Genomic DNA, 16,761 nt, shown 5'->3' on the forward strand with positions numbered 1-16,761 from the left:
CTTCACCTCGTCTCGTCTTGACGCTCCTTCGCGCGAAGCTGACCGCAGGCCGCGTCAATGTCATGGCCTTGCTCTCTTCTGATCGTGACATTTACACCGCGGGATTTTAACGTTTTTTCGAATGCGAAAATCTGATCTCTCGGTGTGCGGACGTAATCCCGTTCAGGCACATAGTTTACCGGAATTAAATTGACATGGCATTTCACGTCTTTTAACAGTTCTGCAAGCTCTTCTGCATGTTCGACCTGATCATTTACGCCGCCGAACAGCCCGTATTCAAAGCTGATCCGTCTGCCTGTTTTCTCGATGTAATATTTGACGGCCTCCATAAGGTCAGGAAGCTTATAGGCTTTGTTAATCGGCATCAGACGGCTTCTGATTTCCGTATTCGGAGCATGCAGAGAAATCGCGAAATTGATCTGCATTTTTTGATCGGCGAAATCGTAAATCTTCGGAATGATTCCGCTGGTGGAAACTGTGATATGACGCGCTCCGATGTTCAGCCCTTTATCGTGGTTAATGATTTTCAAGAAAGCGAGCATTTCATTGAAATTATCAAACGGCTCTCCGATTCCCATGATCACGACTGAGCTGACGCGTTCATCCGTTTCATCAAGCGCCTTTTGCACTTTCACGACTTGAGCGACGATTTCTCCCGCTTCAAGATTCCGTTTCAGTCCGCCGAGCGTTGACGCGCAAAATGTGCAGCCGATCCGGCAGCCGACCTGTGTCGTTACACATACAGAATTACCATACTCGTGTCTCATTAAAACCGTTTCGATCGTATAACCGTCATGAAGCTCAAATAAAAATTTCATCGTGCCGTCTTGAGATGTCTGTTTTACAGCCGTTTTCAGCGTTGTCAGCACAAAATGGCTCTCGAGTTTTTCACGCAGGCTTTTTGAGAGGTTTGTCATTTCATCAAATGAAGAAACCCGCTTTTCATAGAGCCATTCAAAAATCTGTGCCGCGCGGAACGGCTTTTCGCCATTCTCAGTCAGCCATTGTTTGATTTCATCTAATTCAAAAGAGTAAATGGACGGCTGCTCAGTCCGCAGCTCTTTCCGTACGCTTGTCTTTTTTAATTGTGTCATTTTTTATCCCTTCTTTCTCATGCTGCTAATAAAGAAACCGTCTGTTCCGAAATAATGCGGAAGAATTTGAAGGCTTCCATCCTGAACAAAGGGTCTCGCCTTTTCAGGCAGCCGCTTTTCAAGAGACAAATCGGGTTCAAACTCAGGGTGTTCTTGTATAAACGCATGCATAACTTCTTCATTTTCTGTCCGGTCCATTGTACACGTACTGTATACGAGTGTGCCACCTTTTTTTACTAATGGGGCGATTTCCCTTAAAATGCCGAGCTGGATTTCTGACAGCCGTCTGCTGTCCTCCGGCGTCTTCGTATATTTCATATCGGGTTTTCTTCTGATGACGCCGAAACCTGAGCAAGGGGCATCAACGAGAATACGGTCAAACCGTTCTGCGCCAAAGGCCTCTCCCGCTTTTCGCGCATCCATCGTTTGTGCGTCGATGATCGTAAGTCCGAGCCGTTCTGCGCCCTCTTTAATCAGCTTCACTTTATGGCGGTGAAGATCAAGCGATGTGAGGCTCCCCTCGTTCTCCATCAGTTCCGCAATGTGAGCCGACTTTCCGCCCGGTGCGGCGCATGCGTCTAAAACGGTTTCGCCCGGCTTCGGGTCCAGCGCCCGCGCGACAAGCATTGAGCTTTCATCCTGTATGGATACCCGGCCGTTTTGGAAAAATGCCGTGTTCGCGATGCTTCCTTTTAAAAGCTTAATCGCATCAGGAGAAAGGTCTCCGGCTTCTGCTTCCAGACCGGCATTCTCCATCTCATTCAGCACCGTTTCCCTGTCGCTCTTTATGTGATTGACACGGAGCGTCTGCTTCGGCGGAATGAGATGAATCCGGCAGATCTTTTCAGCCGCCTCAAAGCCGTACGCCTCGACCCACTCTTTTACGAGCCATTCGGGATGGCTTGTCTCTGTGGAAAGACGGAGAACCGGGTCTTCAATTTCAGCGAATGACGGCGCCCCCTCACGCTGCAGGGAGCGGAGGATGCCGTTGACAAAGGACGCAATGCCCTTATGCCCGCGTTTTTTGGCGATTTCAACCGCTTCATGGATGGCGGCGCGATCCGGAATTTTTTCTAAATACTCCATTTGATACGCGGACAGACGAAGCAGCTGAATCACCCACGGCTTCACCTTATTCGGCTTGCGGATAAAAGGCTTCAGCATATAGTCTAAGGCGATTTTATTTTGCAGCGTTCCGTAGACAAGCTCTGTCAGCAGTCCTCTGTCCTGATCGCTGAGCGTATTCGTTTTGATAACCGATGTAAGAAGCAGGTTGCTGTATGCCTGATTTTGCTCAAGCTTCTCAAGCGCTTCGAGGGCGAGCTCCCGGACATTAATTTTTTTCATTTGCTTCTCCTAACACGTCACCGGGCTGCACATTTTTGCCCCTTACAAAATCTTCGCCCTTCATCCGTTTTTTTCCCGCCGGCTGCAGCTCTGTGATTAAAAGGGCGGTGCTGTTTCCTGATGCGACGACAATGCCGTTTTGCTCCGTGCGGATGACTGTTCCGGGCGCAGCTTCAGTTTTTGCCGCAACTTTTTCAGAAGCCCATACTTTAATATTTTGACCGTTCAAAGTTGTATAGGCGACAGGCCAAGGGTTTAAACCTCTGATCTGGTTGTAAATCTCTTCTCCGGGCTTTGCCCAATCAATCAGCTCCTGCTCACGCTTAATGTTAGGCGCGTAAGTCGCTTTTGATTCGTCCTGTTTGATCGGTTTAATATTCCCGGAAATGACGTTCGGAACGGTCTCTGACAAAAGCTTTGCCCCCGCTATGCTTAATTTGTCGTGAAGCGTGCCGACGTTATCCGTTTCATCAATTTCCACTTCGATTTTAGAAATCATATCGCCCGCATCAAGCTTTTCAACCATATACATGATCGTCACGCCCGTTTTCTTCTTGCCTTGGAGAATCGAATAATGTATCGGCGCTCCGCCTCTTAATTCAGGCAATAGTGACGCGTGTACGTTGATACAGCCGTATTTCGGGCCGTCCAGCAGCTGCTTGGGGAGGATCTGTCCGAATGCCGCCGTAACAATCAGGTCCGGCTTCAGGCTGAGCACTTTTTCTATTTCTTCTTCGAGCCTTACTTTTTCGGGCTGAAGCACGGGAATGCCGTGACGTTCAGCTTCAGCCTTTACAGGAGGGGGCGTCATGATTTTTTTTCTGCCTTTCGGGCGGTCAGGCTGCGTAACGACACCAACCACTTCATATCCGTCTTCAATAAGCGTGCGCAGGACGGGAACTGAAAAGTCGGGCGTTCCCATAAAAACGATCCTTGTCATCCAATCATCCTTCCATTTCTGCCAGTTCTTCTTCAGTGTAGTAAGCCGTAATTTTTGATGTGAATAAAATGCCGTCTAAATGATCCATTTCATGCTGAACGGCTCTGGCCAAAAAACCCTCCGCTTCTAAAATAAACGGTTTTCCTTTACGGTCATAGGCTTTTACCTTTACGTAATCCGGGCGGGTGACATCGCCGTAAACCCCGGGAAAGCTTAAGCAGCCCTCGACTCCGGTCTGTTCACCGCTCTTTTCAAGAATAACCGGATTTACAAGGTCGATCCGGCCGCTTTCTTCACCGATGTCCACGACGGCCGCTCTTTTTAAAATGCCGATTTGCGGCGCGGCGAGGCCGACGCCATCCATTTCGAGCATCGTATCGTACATATCATCAAGCAGTTTTTTTAATTTTTTATCAAACACTGTCACTTCTTCGGCAGGTGTTTCCAGAACCTCCGCCGGGTGTGTGACGATTTTTTTCACAGCCAAAATTTTGCCCTCCAAAAACTAATGTTACATCAGCATGTACGGATTCATATCGATTGAAATCATTACATGCTTTTGCGCAATGTCGCGTTTATAGTGCTCCAGTATCTTTTTCAACTGAATCTGCAACTCGTTTTCCTGTCTGTATTTTATCACGCATTGATAGCGATATCTATCTTTGATCCTGGCGATCGGGGAAGCCGCCGGCCCGAGAATTTTCGTATCAGGCCCGCATCCCGCTCTTAAATAGTTTGTAATCTTTTCTGCGGTGACCGCGGCTTTTGCCGCTTCTTCATGAGAAACGGTCACCAGCGCCACGTAATAATAAGGCGGGTATGACTGGGCCCGTCTGTGCGCCATTTCCTGCTGAAAAAAAGTTTCATAGTCGTGCGTTTTCGTCAGCTGAATGCTGTAATGAGACGGTGTATACGTTTGAATGACCACCGTTCCCGGCTTTTCATGCCGCCCGGCCCGTCCGCTTACCTGCGTCAGCAGCTGGAATGTCTTCTCCGCAGCCCTGAAATCAGGGATGTGAAGCGTCGTATCTGCGCTTAATACTCCGACGAGCGTCACGTTCGGAAAATCAAGCCCTTTTGCGATCATTTGCGTACCGAGCAGGATATCCGCCTTCCCTTCACCGAACGCTGACAACAGTTTTTCATGGGCGCCTTTTCTTGAAGTGGTGTCCACATCCATCCTGATCACGCGCGCCTGAGGCAGCACTTTGGTAAGCTCCTCCTCCACACGCTGCGTGCCCGTGCCGAAAAAGCGGATATGTTCGCTGCCGCATTCCGGGCATGTTCCCGGGACAGGTTCCTCATGGCCGCAGTAATGGCATTTCAGCCTTTGTCCGTAGCGGTGATAAGTCATTGAAATGTCGCAATGCGGACATTGCGGCACATAACCGCAGTCCCGGCACATCACAAACGAGGAATACCCCCGTTTATTCAGGAAAAGGACGGCCTGCTCTTTTTTTGCAAGCTTCTCTTCCAGCTGTTCCATCAGCTCTCTTGAAAACATTGATCTGTTGCCGTTTCTCAGTTCTTCTCTCATATCAACGAGAGAAACGTCAGGCATGAGCTGGCGATTTACGCGATGTTTTAACGGAAGCAGCTCATAAACACCTTTTTTCGCCCGCGCAAATGACTCTAATGTCGGCGTGGCGCTCCCGAGGACGACCGGACAGCTGTGATGCTCGGCCCGGCGGATGGCTACGTCCTTTGCATGATACCGCGGCATTTCCTCCTGCTTATAGGAAGATTCGTGCTCTTCATCAATAATGATCATGCCGAGATTTTCAAACGGGGCAAAGATGGCCGATCTGGCTCCGACGACAAGCCGGACTTCCTTGCGCTGAATCTTCCGCCATTCATCGTATTTTTCACCTGTGGATAATCCGCTGTGCATGACCGCAACCTGCGAGCCGAAGCGGCCTTTAAAACGGTTGACCATTTGCGGTGTCAACGAGATTTCCGGAACGAGCACGATGGCTTCTTGTCCTTTTGCCAGCACTTTTTCAATGGATTGCAGGTAAATTTCCGTTTTGCCGCTTCCAGTGACGCCGTGAAGCAGAAAGACGTGATGGACATGGTCGGCTACGGCTTGTTTAATCGGCTCAAAAGCAGCCCGCTGCTCTTCTGTAAGAGAGAGCGGCTCTGTTTTTTTGAACATTCTGTCCTGATAGGGATCGCGGTAAACCTCCTCAAAGCTTTCCGTAAGAAGCCCCTTTTTAAGAAGCGTTTTCAGCGTCGCGGAACTGGAATCGGTCTTTTTGCAAAGCTCGGCCGCGGAAATCTTTGCTCCCCCGCCGATAAAATAAGTAAGCACGGCGAGCTGTTTAGAAGCCTGCTTTGTCAATGAATCTGCGTGCCGGGCGAGTTCTTCTTTGTCTGCCCCCGCTTCGATCATGCGGATCATTTTTTTATTCGTTTTTTGGGCGACTTTATATGTGACATCAATGCTTCCTTTGCGCACGAATTTCTGAAGTGACGAAAGAATGCTTTCATCGGTAATATCCGAGTACAGAAGACTTCTTTGATTCCTGAAAAGCTGTTTGATGTCCGGTGTCAGCGCTTCTTCGTCAACGACTTTCAGCTCTTTCTCGTACTTCGCCTTCAGTGCGGCGGGCAGCATTGCCTGAAGCGCCGTAATTTTAAACGACAGCGTTTTGTCAGAAAGCCATGAAGACAGCTGCATCAGTTCCTCAGTCAGAACGGGCGTCAAATCAAGAAGCTTCTCGACTTCCTTCATTGAGCCGCCGTTTAATTCAGACGAATCTTTCAAACCGGTCACAAATCCTTGAAGCTTGCGCGGGCCAAACGGGACAATCACCCGCATGCCGACTTCGATCATCCCTTTTAAATGATCGGGAATTTTGTAATCAAAGGGTCTGTCAATGTTTTTGGAGCTGACATCGACAATGACTTCTGCTACATTCATACCGGTTTTCGGTCCTCGGCTTTCAAAGCGGTCATTTCCTTCAGCATTTCAAAGGAAACGTCAAGTTTAGACATAAGCGCAAGCTCCCGTTTTCTTCCGTCCCGGAAATAGAAGGTGACGACATTCGTATCCGTGCCAAATCCGGCCCCTTCCGCTTTCACATCATTCGCAACGATCATATCAAGGTTTTTCTGTTCGAGTTTTCTGCGCGCATAGCGTTCGACGTCTTGCGTTTCAGCCGCAAATCCGACCAGCAGCTGGTGTGTCTTCCGTTCGCCGAGTTCTTTCAGTATGTCTGCCGTACGGTTGAATTCGATCACGAGCGAACCGTCTTTCTTCTTCATTTTGTGATCAGAAACAGCCGCCGGCGTAAAATCGGCCACGGCCGCCGTCTTAATCACCATGTCGCATGAATCAAACACAGAAAGCACGGCTTCTCTCATATCGGCTGCCGATTGCACAGGAAGAAACTGATACAGCCCGACTGGCGGCTCTATTGACACCGGGCCTGAAATCAGCGTCACCCGCGCCCCGAGACGGACGGCGGCTTCAGCAGCGGCGTAGCCCATTTTGCCGGTGGATTTATTTGTGAAGAAGCGGACAGGGTCCACGGCTTCGCGCGTCGGACCGGCCGTAATGACAATATGTTTTCCTTTCAGCGGCGCATCGTCTTCAGGCTCCTTAAAATGCTCTCTGACACGCTCAACAATAAGCTCCGGCTCCTCCAGCCTTCCTTTGCCGACATATCCGCATGCCAAATAGCCTTCACTCGGCTCGATAAAGCGGACCCCGTCGTGATAAAGCACAGAGATGTTCCGTTTCACCGCCGGATGATCATACATATGGACATTCATCGCAGGCGCCACCCAGACCGGGGCCTCAGCCGCCAGCACCGTCGTTGTGAGCATATCGTCAGCAATTCCGTTGGCAAGCTTGCCGATGATATTTGCCGTAGCGGGCGCGACAATAATTAAATCCGCCCAGTCAGCGGCATCAATATGAGAAATCACCTTCGGATTTTGTTCATTAAATGTATCTGTATACACTTCATTCCGGCTCAGCGCCTGAAATGTCAGCGGAGAAACAAACTCACGCGCGGACTCAGTCATAATCACTTTGACGTTTGCGCCGGCCTGAACCAGCTTGCTCGTGAGTGCGGAAGCTTTATAAACGGCAATTCCTCCGCTTACGCATAGCAAAATGTTTCGGTTTTTCATGAAGTCTTCTCCCCTTTATGAAAGCATTGGACAAATCCCAAACGGAAAAAAATAACAACCTATGTAGAGATAGGTTGCTACGTGTGCTTGTTATTCGCTGTCTTCTCTTTCAAACGAAAGCAGGCCCGCGTCAATTTCTTCTAAAGCTTTGCCTACATATTTGTGAGAAATGGTATGTTCAATCTGCTGGTCTTTTTTGATCTGCATTTCACGCGCGCGTCTTGCAGACACGGTCACCAGCGTATATTTAGAATCTAATTTATTCATTAAAGAGTCAATTGACGGATCTAACATAAGTTATTCTACCTCCAGCATTTTCTTATATCTCGGAGCGACGCGTTCACGTTTTAAGTGCTCGGCGAGAACGATTGCGTTAATCTTATCGCAAGCCGTTTGGATATCGTCGTTTTCAACGACATAATCATACGCGTCCATCATTTCGATTTCAGCTTTTGCGGCATTCATTCTGTTTTCGATTAAATCGTCGGTTTCAGTCCCTCTTGTCACGATTCTGTTTTTCAGTTCAGAAAGACTCGGCGGCGCTAAGAAGATAAACAGGCCTTCCGGAAATGCATTCCGCACTTGGAGCGCGCCCTGCACTTCAATCTCTAAGAAGACGTCTTTTCCTTCTTGAAGCGTCTGTTCGACATAATCAACGGGCGTTCCGTAATAGTTGCCGACATATTCCGCCCACTCAAGCAGTTTGTTGTTTTCAATCATGCGTTCGAATTCATCTCTGGATTTAAAGAAATAATCGACGCCGTCGACCTCGCCCTCTCTCGGGTTTCTCGTCGTGACTGAAATTGAGTATTCAAATTTTGTGTCCTGTTGTGAAAATATTGCTTGCCGAACCGTTCCTTTTCCAACTCCGGAGGGACCTGAGAGAACGATTAATAACCCTCTTTCTTTCATGCGGCAATTACCCCTGCCCTTCATCCATAATTTCTTCTTTCACAGAAAGTCTGTGTGCAACTGTCTCAGGCTGGACGGCAGATAAGATAATGTGATCACTATCCATGACGACAACTGCACGGGTTCTTCGTCCGTATGTAGCGTCTATTAGCATTCCGCGGTCTCTTGCATCCTGGATCATTCGCTTTATTGGCGCAGACTCCGGGCTGACAATCGAAATCATCCGATTGGCGGAGATGATATTGCCAAATCCGATATTAATCAGTTTAATCGTCATCTTCTACGTTCCCCCTGTAAAATAGACGTCTCTAGTGTAACCTGAAGAGACCGTCTGTAAACAATACGCACAGTCGCTATTCTATATTTTGCACTTGTTCCTTCAATTTTTCAATAGAACTTTTCATTTCAACGACAAGCTTTGTGATTTGATGATCATTGGCTTTTGAGCCGATCGTGTTCGCTTCCCGGTTAAGCTCCTGAACAAGGAAATCAAGTTTGCGGCCGACTGCCCCGCCTTCTTTTAATATATCACGGAATTGAACAAAATGGCTCTTCAATCTGGTAATTTCTTCCGTAATATCAGAACGGTCGGCGAAAATGGCGCATTCCGTGATCAGCCTGCTTTCGTCGAGTGCGTCCTCCGTCCATTCCTTCATTCGGGCGTAAAGACGCTCGCGGTATTGAATAACAACGGCCGAAGCGCGCTCTTTCACCTGTTCGGACAGCGTCTCAAGCCGCTCAATGTGCAGAAAGCAGTCTTCCGCCAAAAGCCGTCCTTCTTTTTCCCTCATGTCACAAAGTTCCTTTACAGCCAGCTCAGCGGCTTCCCTGATGACTTCTTCAAGCTTGTCATCACGCATCTGTTCTTCGTGTATCTGCGCAATATGTTCAAATTTAAAGAAATCCATTGCATCGGGTTCTGCGGCCAGGCTGTAGCGCTCTTTCATGACGCGTGCGGCGCTCACATATTCATCAAGGAGCTCCCAATCGATGTTCAGGCTTCTTTTTATGAGCGCGTCACTGTTTACAGTGAGAAACAGCTCTACTCTTCCGCGCTGTATATGCTGCAATATCGTTTGTTTCAGCTTATCCTCTACATATAGCAAAGGCCGTGGCAGGCGGGCGTTCACTTCTTTGAACCGGTAATTGACGGATTTCAATTCAACGGTTGCCGAGAGATCGCCTTTTGTGCTGCTTGCGCTGCCGAAGCCTGTCATACTCCGTATCATATGAAACACCCAATTCTTTCCCGTTATCAAAATAAAAGGGCAATAGACATGCTATTACCCCTAAGATTATATCATATGGAATTATTTTTTTCTTGTCAAAAGTGAACCCGCCAGCAAAAAAGTAGGTATGCCCGACATACCGATAATCAGCATCCAATCGCCCGGCGTAATCGGCACTGTTTTGAAAATCGGCTGCAGCGGCGGATAATAGATGACGATGACCATCAGGAAGATAGAAGAAATGATGGCGCCGAGCAGATAGATATTTTCAAACGGATTCCGGGAGAAAACAGACGTTTCGCTCCGGCAGTCAAACACGTGTATAAGCTGAGCCAGGACAAGAGTCGCGAATGCAACGGTCTGTGCGTAGGGCAGATTTTCAGGATTGCGGTGATAGACGATGATAAACGCTAAAATGGTTGCGGCTCCGATTAAAAACCCTCTTGATACGACTTTCCAGCCCAGTTTTCGCGCAAACACTCCTTCTTTCGGATGCCGCGGCTTCCGCCTCATCAGATCTCCTTCCGGCTGATCCATACCGAGGGCCATCGCCGGCAGCCCGTCAGTGACTAAGTTCACCCACAATATCTGAATCGGAACGAGCGGCAGCGGCAGAGCGAGAAGCATCGCAAACAGCATCACTAAAATTTCACCGACGTTGGAGGCGAGCAAATACCGGACGAATTTTCTTATATTTTCATAGATATTCCGTCCCTCTTTTATGGCTGATTTAATCGTAGCAAAGTTATCATCTACCAGAATGAGAGAAGAGGCTTCCTTTGCCACATCGGTTCCCGTCACGCCCATGGCAACACCGATATCTGCCTGCTTTATGGCCGGCGCGTCATTAACCCCGTCTCCCGTCATGGCGACGACGTGTCCGTTTTCCTGGAACGCTTTGACGATTTTCAATTTATGTTCAGGCGACACGCGTGCGAAGACGTAGACATCATCGACCGTTTCGATAAGTTCTTTCTCCGTAAGCTCATTCAGCGTCTTGCCGTCCATCACACGCCCCTTTTTCGGAAGAAGACGCAAATCTTTTGCAATGGCCTTTGCCGTTTCGACGTGATCCCCTGTGATCATAACCGTTTTAATGCCGGCTTCACGGCATTCTTTAATCGCCTGTCTGACCTCCGGACGGGGCGGATCAATCATGCCTGACAAGCCGAGCATCGTCAGATTTTTTTCCGCCTGCTCCATTGTCGGCTTTTCTCCGGGCTTAAGCGGTTTATAAGCAATCGCGATCGTACGCAAAGCTTGCGACGCCAGCTCTTTCAGAACCGCTTCCGTTTCTGCTTTCTTTTCTCCTGAAAATGGCGCGCTTCTTGCGTCGTACATCAGATGTGACGAGCGGTCAATCAGCACATCGGGCGCTCCTTTAGTGATGACGAACTGCTTTTTTTCCTTATCCTCTACAATGACGGTCATCATTTTGCGGACGGAGTCAAACGGAAACTCGGCAACCACGCGGTATTGCCCGCTGAGCCAATCGTTTGAATAGCCGCCCTTTCTTGCAGCCGTCAGCAGCGCTCCTTCTGTCGGATCGCCGTCGAGTACATAATGGCCGTCTTTCAGTGCGATTTCGGATGTGTTGCACAACGCGCCGAAAACCAGCATCTGTTCAAGAATCTTCTCATCTTTCAGCTTGATTTCCCGCTCATCTCGGGTGAAAACGCCCTCCGGCTCATAGCCGATGCCTGACACTTTAAATGTTTTTCCCCCTGACCACATATGGGTGACGGTCATTTTGTTTTGTGTCAGCGTGCCGGTTTTATCAGAACAAATGACAGAGGCGCAGCCCAATGTTTCAACCGCCGGGAGCTTTCTGACAATTGATTTTTGTTTGATCATGCGCTGGACGCCGATTGATAATGCCACCGTAACAATGGCGGGAAGCCCTTCCGGAATCGCGGCGACGGCCAATGACACCCCGGCCAAAAACATGCTGTAAAGCTCATGTCCCTGTAAGACGCCGACTGCAACGACCAATACCGTTAAAAGGAGCGCGACTATAATTAAAATTTTGCCGAGCTCTTCAAGCCTTCGCTGCAGCGGTGTTGAAAGGCTGCCGGCGGATTCCAGCATATCGGCGATTTTCCCCATTGCCGTATTCATTCCTGTACCGACGACGACGCCGATACCGCTGCCGCGCGTTACGATCGTACCCATAAACGCCATATTGCTGATGTCGCCTAACGAAACATCCGGCTTTCTCAGTTTATCAGCTTGTTTAACCACCGGAATTGATTCCCCGGTCAGCGCCGATTCCTCAATTTCAAGGCTTTTCGCTTCAACGATCCGCACATCCGCGCCAATCCGGTCGCCGCTTGAAAATTTCATGATATCGCCGGGAACGAGCTCCTTGGACTGAATTTTCTTCCAGCTCCCGTCCCGCAACGCTGACACATACGGCGTTGACAGCTCTTTTAATGCGTGTAAAGACTTTTCCGCCCGCCGCTCTTGAAAAAAACCGAGAACCCCATTGACAAATACAATCGCCATAATCGCTACGGCATCTACATATTCGCCTAAAAACCCGGATATTAAGGTTGCCGCCAGCAGCACGAGCACCATAAAATCTTTAAATTGGGCGAAAAACACGGCGATCGCCGGTGTCCTCTTGCCCTCCTGAAGCTCGTTCGGTCCGTGCTTTTCAAGGCGTTTTTTCACCTCTTTTTCGGTCAACCCCTGTTTAATGGACGTATTTGTTGCTTTCAGCAAATCGGTTTGTCCCATTTCATGAAACTTCATTCTTCTCGTCCACTCCCCTGCCTCGCTTTAGAGATGTCACTCTGTAAACAAGCTTATTCTGACTCGTCCCTTTTCATGCTATAATTATCGAATGCAGGAAGAAGGAAAGGGTGTTTTATATGTCTTTTGATGGCATGTTTACATACGGAATGACACATGAATTAAACAGCCGGATTGCCGGAGGCCGGATCACGAGAGTCCATCAGCCTTTTAAGCACGATGTGATATTCCATATCCGCGCTAACGGAAAAAACCATAAATTATTATTATCGGCGCATCCGAGCTATTCACGGGTGCACATGACGAATCAGGCCTATGAAAATCCGAGCGAGCCGCCGATGTTTTGTACGCTGCTCAGAAAGCATATAGAAGGCGGATTTATTGAGAAAATAGAACAGGCCGGATTAGACCGGATTATGATATTCCGCATAAAAAGCAGAAATGAAATCGGCGACGAAACCGTAAGAACGCTGTATGTTGAAATTATGGGGCGGCACAGCAATATTATCCTGACTGACGGAGAAGGAGCCATCATCGACGGGCTGAAACATTTATCTCCGTCGATGAACAGCTACCGGACCGTTCTGCCGGGCTATGATTACAAGCTTCCTCCCGCTCAGGAAAAAATTTCGCCGCTCGCCGCGGACGAAGAAGACGTTTTGCGTTATCTCAGTTTTCAGGAAGGACGGCTTGACCAGCAGATCGTCAGACATTTCTCCGGTGTTTCTCCGCTGTTTGCAAAAGAAGCCGTTCACAGAGCGGGTCTCGCTAACAAAATAACGCTGCCGAAGACGCTGATTGAAATGTTCCATGCCGTGAAAGATTGCAGGTTTACACCAAACATTACAACAGCCGGCGGAAAGGAATACTTTTATCTCCTGTCTCTCACACATGTAAACGGAGAGGAGCGCACCTTTCACTCACTGAGTGAGCTGTTGGACCGGTTTTATTTCGGCAAGGCGGAACGCGACCGCGTCAAACAGCAGGCTCAGGATCTCGAGCGGTTTGTCGCAAATGAACGGAAAAAGAACGCCAATAAGATAAAAAAGCTGGAAAAGACGCTCGACTACTCAGAGAACGCGAAGGAATTCCAGCTATACGGCGAACTGCTGACGGCGAATTTGTATATGCTGAAAAAAGGTGACAAAGAAGCGGAAGTCATCAATTATTATGATGAAGAAAGTAAAACAGTGACCATCCCTTTAAATCCGAATAAAACACCGTCAGAAAACGCGCAGATGTATTTTACAAAGTATCAAAAGGCGAAGAATTCCGTCGAGGTGGTAAAAGAACAGATCCGTCTGGCCGAGGAGGAAATCGCTTATTTCGATCAGCTGATCCAGCAGCTCTCCTCCGCCTCCACAAAGGATATTCACGAAATAAGGGAAGAGCTTGTGGAAGGCAAATATCTGCGACCGAAACAGCAGCGAGGACAGAAAAAGCAGAAGCAGCACGTTCCTGTTTTGGAGCAATATGAATCTTCACGGGGATTGACGATTCTTGTCGGCAAAAACAATAAACAAAATGAATACTTAACGACAAAAGCTGCCGCAAGGGATGATTTATGGTTCCACACGAAAGACATTCCGGGTTCCCACGTTGTGATTAAAAGCAGCGATCCGGATGAACAATCCATACTGGAGGCGGCTGCGATCGCCGCTTATTTTTCCAAGGCGAAAGATGCCGGCTCCGTTCCCGTTGATTATACAAAAATCAGACACGTGAAAAAGCCAAACGGCGCAAAGCCCGGATTTGTCACCTATGACAGCCAGCATACCGTATTTGTCACACCTGATGCCGACCTTGTCATACGGCTGAAAAAATAAACGCACCTCCAAGCTGAAACCCGCACTCAGCTTGGAGGTGTTTTTTATTACTTATAAACGGTGACGAAACTCTCCCAGCCGTCAGAACCGATCTTTACAGTATCTGATCAGTTTCCCGTCATGTCTGCCTGATCCGCCGGGGCCGTCTCTGATTAAAACGGTCACACCTGATTTGGCGGCGGATACTGTCACCTTCCCTCGCCGAACCTGAGCACATCCGGGCGGGTCTCTGACCTTTCCTTTATATGCGGGCGGAATCCAGGCGGCATCGGGACCAGATACATATTCCGCGTCACTTCGCAATCCTGACCGCTTGTCGGCATATAACATTCAAACTGCCCGCTTTCGTTTTGAATTGTTCACATTCGGGGACTGTCAGGACAGTATAAAAAATACCCTGCCTGATGACAGACAAGGTGTTTTTTATGATCTTCTTCTTTTCTCAAATAAACGATCCACTTCTTCAGCCAAATCAGCAGTAATGAGAGGCTCTATGTCCTCAGCCAGTCTTTTCGTATGTGCCGGGCTTGCGCCGCTTGTTGATACGGATACTTGAATGCGACCTTTGCGGATGATCTTCGGCATATACACGCTGCCCTGTTCAGCCTCGCTTACACAATTGACCAGCTGCGTTTCAGAAGCGGTCGCGGCTATCTCCTGATTCACGCTGCGGTCATTTGTCGCGGCAATGATGAAAAAAGCGGGCGCGAGATCCTTCATTTCAATTTTACGGGAAACCCAGCGAATACGTCCTTCATCCGCCAGCTGTTTAATTTCAGGCAGGGCATCGGGACTGATTACAGTAATATCCGCGCCTTCCGGAAGCACCGTTTTGAGCCTTCTTAAGGCAACATTGCCTCCGCCCGCGATGATAATTCTTTTTCCGCTTAGATTAATGTGCAGAGGCAGCATACTGTCCCCCCTTAAAATCAAACTGGCCGCCGGGGTTTCGAACAGCTTCTGACACACGGTTCAAAAACGCCTGCTTAATATGCGGGTGAAAACCTAAGTATGAAGCGAGATGAACATTTTGATTGATCGTTTGAAGCTTTTGAACTTCCCGTTCAATCTCAGTCATTAAAAGCCCGGTAAACAGAAGATATGGAACGATAAAAACGGGTGCTCCGTCATCCTCTTCAAGGCCGGCAAACACTTCTTTATAGTGCGGGTCACATGCTGTTAAAAAACAAGGGATGACTTCTTTAACAGGTGTAATCGCCTCAAGTTTTCCGGCAATCTTACTGACTGCGTTTTTAACTGCCGGATCTGTGCTTCCTCTTCCGATCAGCACCACTTTCGCCTGCTCAATGGGCACTCCGGTATCTTCAATGCGATGATGCACCGCTTTTACAACTTCATCGTCCACTCCGATCGGAACACCATATGTCACTTTTATATCGGGATGCAGGGCCGCCGCACGGGCGATTTCAGCCGGAATGTCATGTTTTGCGTGGGCAGCGGTCAACAGCAGCAAAGGCACGGCCGCAATATGAGTGGCGCCTTGTCTGACACATGCTTCAAATCCCGCTTCAATAGACGGTTCCTGCAGTTCTAAAAAACAGATTTCCTGAATGGGAGCGTCAGCGTGCGGCATGCACCCTTTTAAAAACGCCGCCGACTCTGTCTGCGCTTTTTTCAGCCTGCTTCCGTGCCCGATGTATAAAATCGCCTGCTTCATTTACAACGCCTCGCTCAAATCCAGATTTTTCTGTTCAGATGCATACCAGTCCAGTTTGCAGTGATAATTGACGACATCACCGATAACAATTAAGCTCGGGTTTTTGATTTCTTCTTTTATCACTGTGTCTGAAAGCGTGCCGACGGTGCAGACGACTGTTTTTTGCCTGTCCGTCGTTCCCCAATGAATAAAGGCTGCCGGGGTGCCGGCGTCTCTGCCGTTTTCCAGCAGCATTCTTTCAATCTGCCGGATATTTTTAATTCCCATATAAATCACCAGCGTATCAATACCCGTCGCCAGCGCTTTCCATTTTTCTTCAAAGTCGTCTTCTTGTTTATAATGCCCCGTAACGAATGCGACATTGGAGCTCGCCTCTCTGTGCGTCACGGGAATGCCGGCATAAGCAGCAGCCGCGATTCCTGATGTAATGCCGGGAACGATCTCAAACGGAATGGCGTTTTGCGCGAGAGCCTCCGCTTCTTCGCCTCCGCGGCCGAAAACAAACGGGTCGCCCCCCTTTAGCCTTACAACGGTTTTTCCTTTTTTCGCATACTTCACAAGGAAACGGTTGATCGTATCCTGTTTCATAATGTGAAAATCCGGGAGCTTGCCGCAGTAAATCAGATCCGCTTCTTCTCCGGCATACTGTAAAATCTCTTTGCTTACCAATCTGTCATATAATATAACGTCCGCTTTCTGTATGGCTTTCATTGCCTTGACCGTTAATAAGTCCGGATCTCCCGGACCGGCTCCAACGATAAATACTTTCCCCATAGCATGTCTCCCCGATCCGTTTTGAAATCTTCCCAGAACAGCCGCGAGGCCGCACTTCAGCTATTTT

General features: G+C 48.7%; 16 protein-coding genes. 1 reads left to right on the forward strand and 15 read right to left on the reverse strand.

The annotated features are described in order from the left end of the window. Window positions 1-2: 2 nt before the first annotated feature. From rlmN to K3G25_RS10000, 11 genes are all read right to left on the reverse strand, one after another. A complete protein-coding gene (gene rlmN / locus K3G25_RS09950; protein ID WP_014417746.1) occupies window positions 3-1,094 on the reverse strand; it encodes a dual-specificity RNA methyltransferase RlmN in 1,092 nt (363 codons plus the stop codon). Window positions 1,095-1,097: 3 nt separating this feature from the next. After that, window positions 1,098-2,441, reverse strand: coding sequence for a 16S rRNA (cytosine(967)-C(5))-methyltransferase RsmB (rsmB, locus tag K3G25_RS09955; RefSeq protein WP_003154341.1), 1,344 nt, complete (start codon window positions 2,439-2,441; stop codon window positions 1,098-1,100). Then, entirely contained in the window at window positions 2,428-3,381 is a 954-nt protein-coding gene (gene fmt / locus K3G25_RS09960) for a methionyl-tRNA formyltransferase (protein ID WP_094295744.1), read from the reverse strand. The genes rsmB and fmt overlap by 14 nt, the downstream gene beginning before the upstream one ends. Window positions 3,382-3,385: 4 nt before the next feature. After that, entirely contained in the window at window positions 3,386-3,868 is a 483-nt protein-coding gene (gene def, locus K3G25_RS09965; RefSeq protein WP_014417743.1) for a peptide deformylase, read from the reverse strand. A gap of 24 nt (window positions 3,869-3,892) precedes the next feature. Next, on the reverse strand, window positions 3,893-6,304 hold the full coding sequence (priA, locus tag K3G25_RS09970) for a primosomal protein N' (RefSeq protein ID WP_232489711.1): 2,412 nt from the start codon (window positions 6,302-6,304) through the stop codon (window positions 3,893-3,895). Next, on the reverse strand, window positions 6,301-7,521 hold the full coding sequence (coaBC, locus tag K3G25_RS09975) for a bifunctional phosphopantothenoylcysteine decarboxylase/phosphopantothenate--cysteine ligase CoaBC (RefSeq protein WP_071181758.1): 1,221 nt from the start codon (window positions 7,519-7,521) through the stop codon (window positions 6,301-6,303). Before coaBC ends, priA begins: the two co-directional genes overlap by 4 nt. Window positions 7,522-7,611: 90 nt before the next feature. Further along, a complete protein-coding gene (gene rpoZ, locus K3G25_RS09980; RefSeq protein WP_003154346.1) occupies window positions 7,612-7,815 on the reverse strand; it encodes a DNA-directed RNA polymerase subunit omega in 204 nt (67 codons plus the stop codon). 3 nt (window positions 7,816-7,818) lie between these two features. Beyond that, window positions 7,819-8,433, reverse strand: a complete 615-nt coding sequence (gene gmk, locus K3G25_RS09985) for a guanylate kinase (protein ID WP_003154347.1) — start codon at window positions 8,431-8,433, stop codon at window positions 7,819-7,821. Between the two features lie 7 nt (window positions 8,434-8,440). Beyond that, window positions 8,441-8,710: an extracellular matrix/biofilm regulator RemA gene (gene remA, locus K3G25_RS09990; RefSeq protein WP_003154355.1), complete on the reverse strand. Its 270-nt coding sequence runs from the start codon at window positions 8,708-8,710 to the stop codon at window positions 8,441-8,443. Window positions 8,711-8,786: 76 nt separating this feature from the next. Beyond that, window positions 8,787-9,662: a YicC/YloC family endoribonuclease gene (locus K3G25_RS09995; RefSeq protein ID WP_014417740.1), complete on the reverse strand. Its 876-nt coding sequence runs from the start codon at window positions 9,660-9,662 to the stop codon at window positions 8,787-8,789. A gap of 81 nt (window positions 9,663-9,743) precedes the next feature. Then, window positions 9,744-12,416 (reverse strand): calcium-translocating P-type ATPase, SERCA-type, encoded by a 2,673-nt coding sequence (locus K3G25_RS10000; RefSeq protein WP_029973484.1) that lies wholly within the window; start codon window positions 12,414-12,416, stop codon window positions 9,744-9,746. A gap of 119 nt (window positions 12,417-12,535) precedes the next feature. On the opposite strand from K3G25_RS10000, the gene K3G25_RS10005 reads away from it, so the two are divergent. Next, a complete protein-coding gene (locus K3G25_RS10005) occupies window positions 12,536-14,242 on the forward strand; it encodes an Rqc2 family fibronectin-binding protein (RefSeq protein WP_232489712.1) in 1,707 nt (568 codons plus the stop codon). An 81-nt stretch (window positions 14,243-14,323) separates the two neighbouring features. Here K3G25_RS10005 and K3G25_RS10010 read toward each other — a convergent pair whose 3' ends face one another. The 4 genes from K3G25_RS10010 to cobA form a co-directional block, all read right to left on the reverse strand. Further along, complete coding sequence (locus K3G25_RS10010) at window positions 14,324-14,572, reverse strand: hypothetical protein (protein WP_014417737.1); 249 nt, start codon at window positions 14,570-14,572, stop codon at window positions 14,324-14,326. Window positions 14,573-14,665: 93 nt separating this feature from the next. Continuing rightward, complete coding sequence (locus K3G25_RS10015; protein WP_014417736.1) at window positions 14,666-15,154, reverse strand: precorrin-2 dehydrogenase/sirohydrochlorin ferrochelatase family protein; 489 nt, start codon at window positions 15,152-15,154, stop codon at window positions 14,666-14,668. Then, window positions 15,135-15,920 (reverse strand): sirohydrochlorin chelatase, encoded by a 786-nt coding sequence (locus tag K3G25_RS10020; protein ID WP_014417735.1) that lies wholly within the window; start codon window positions 15,918-15,920, stop codon window positions 15,135-15,137. Before K3G25_RS10020 ends, K3G25_RS10015 begins: the two co-directional genes overlap by 20 nt. Next, the gene (gene cobA, locus K3G25_RS10025; RefSeq protein ID WP_007409740.1) at window positions 15,921-16,694 is read right to left on the reverse strand and encodes a uroporphyrinogen-III C-methyltransferase; all 774 of its coding nucleotides are present in this window, start codon (window positions 16,692-16,694) and stop codon (window positions 15,921-15,923) included. Window positions 16,695-16,761: the final 67 nt, after the last annotated feature.

It is taken from the genome of Bacillus sp. FCW2, assembly GCF_021228595.1.
Classification (GTDB): domain Bacteria; phylum Bacillota; class Bacilli; order Bacillales; family Bacillaceae; genus Bacillus; species Bacillus velezensis.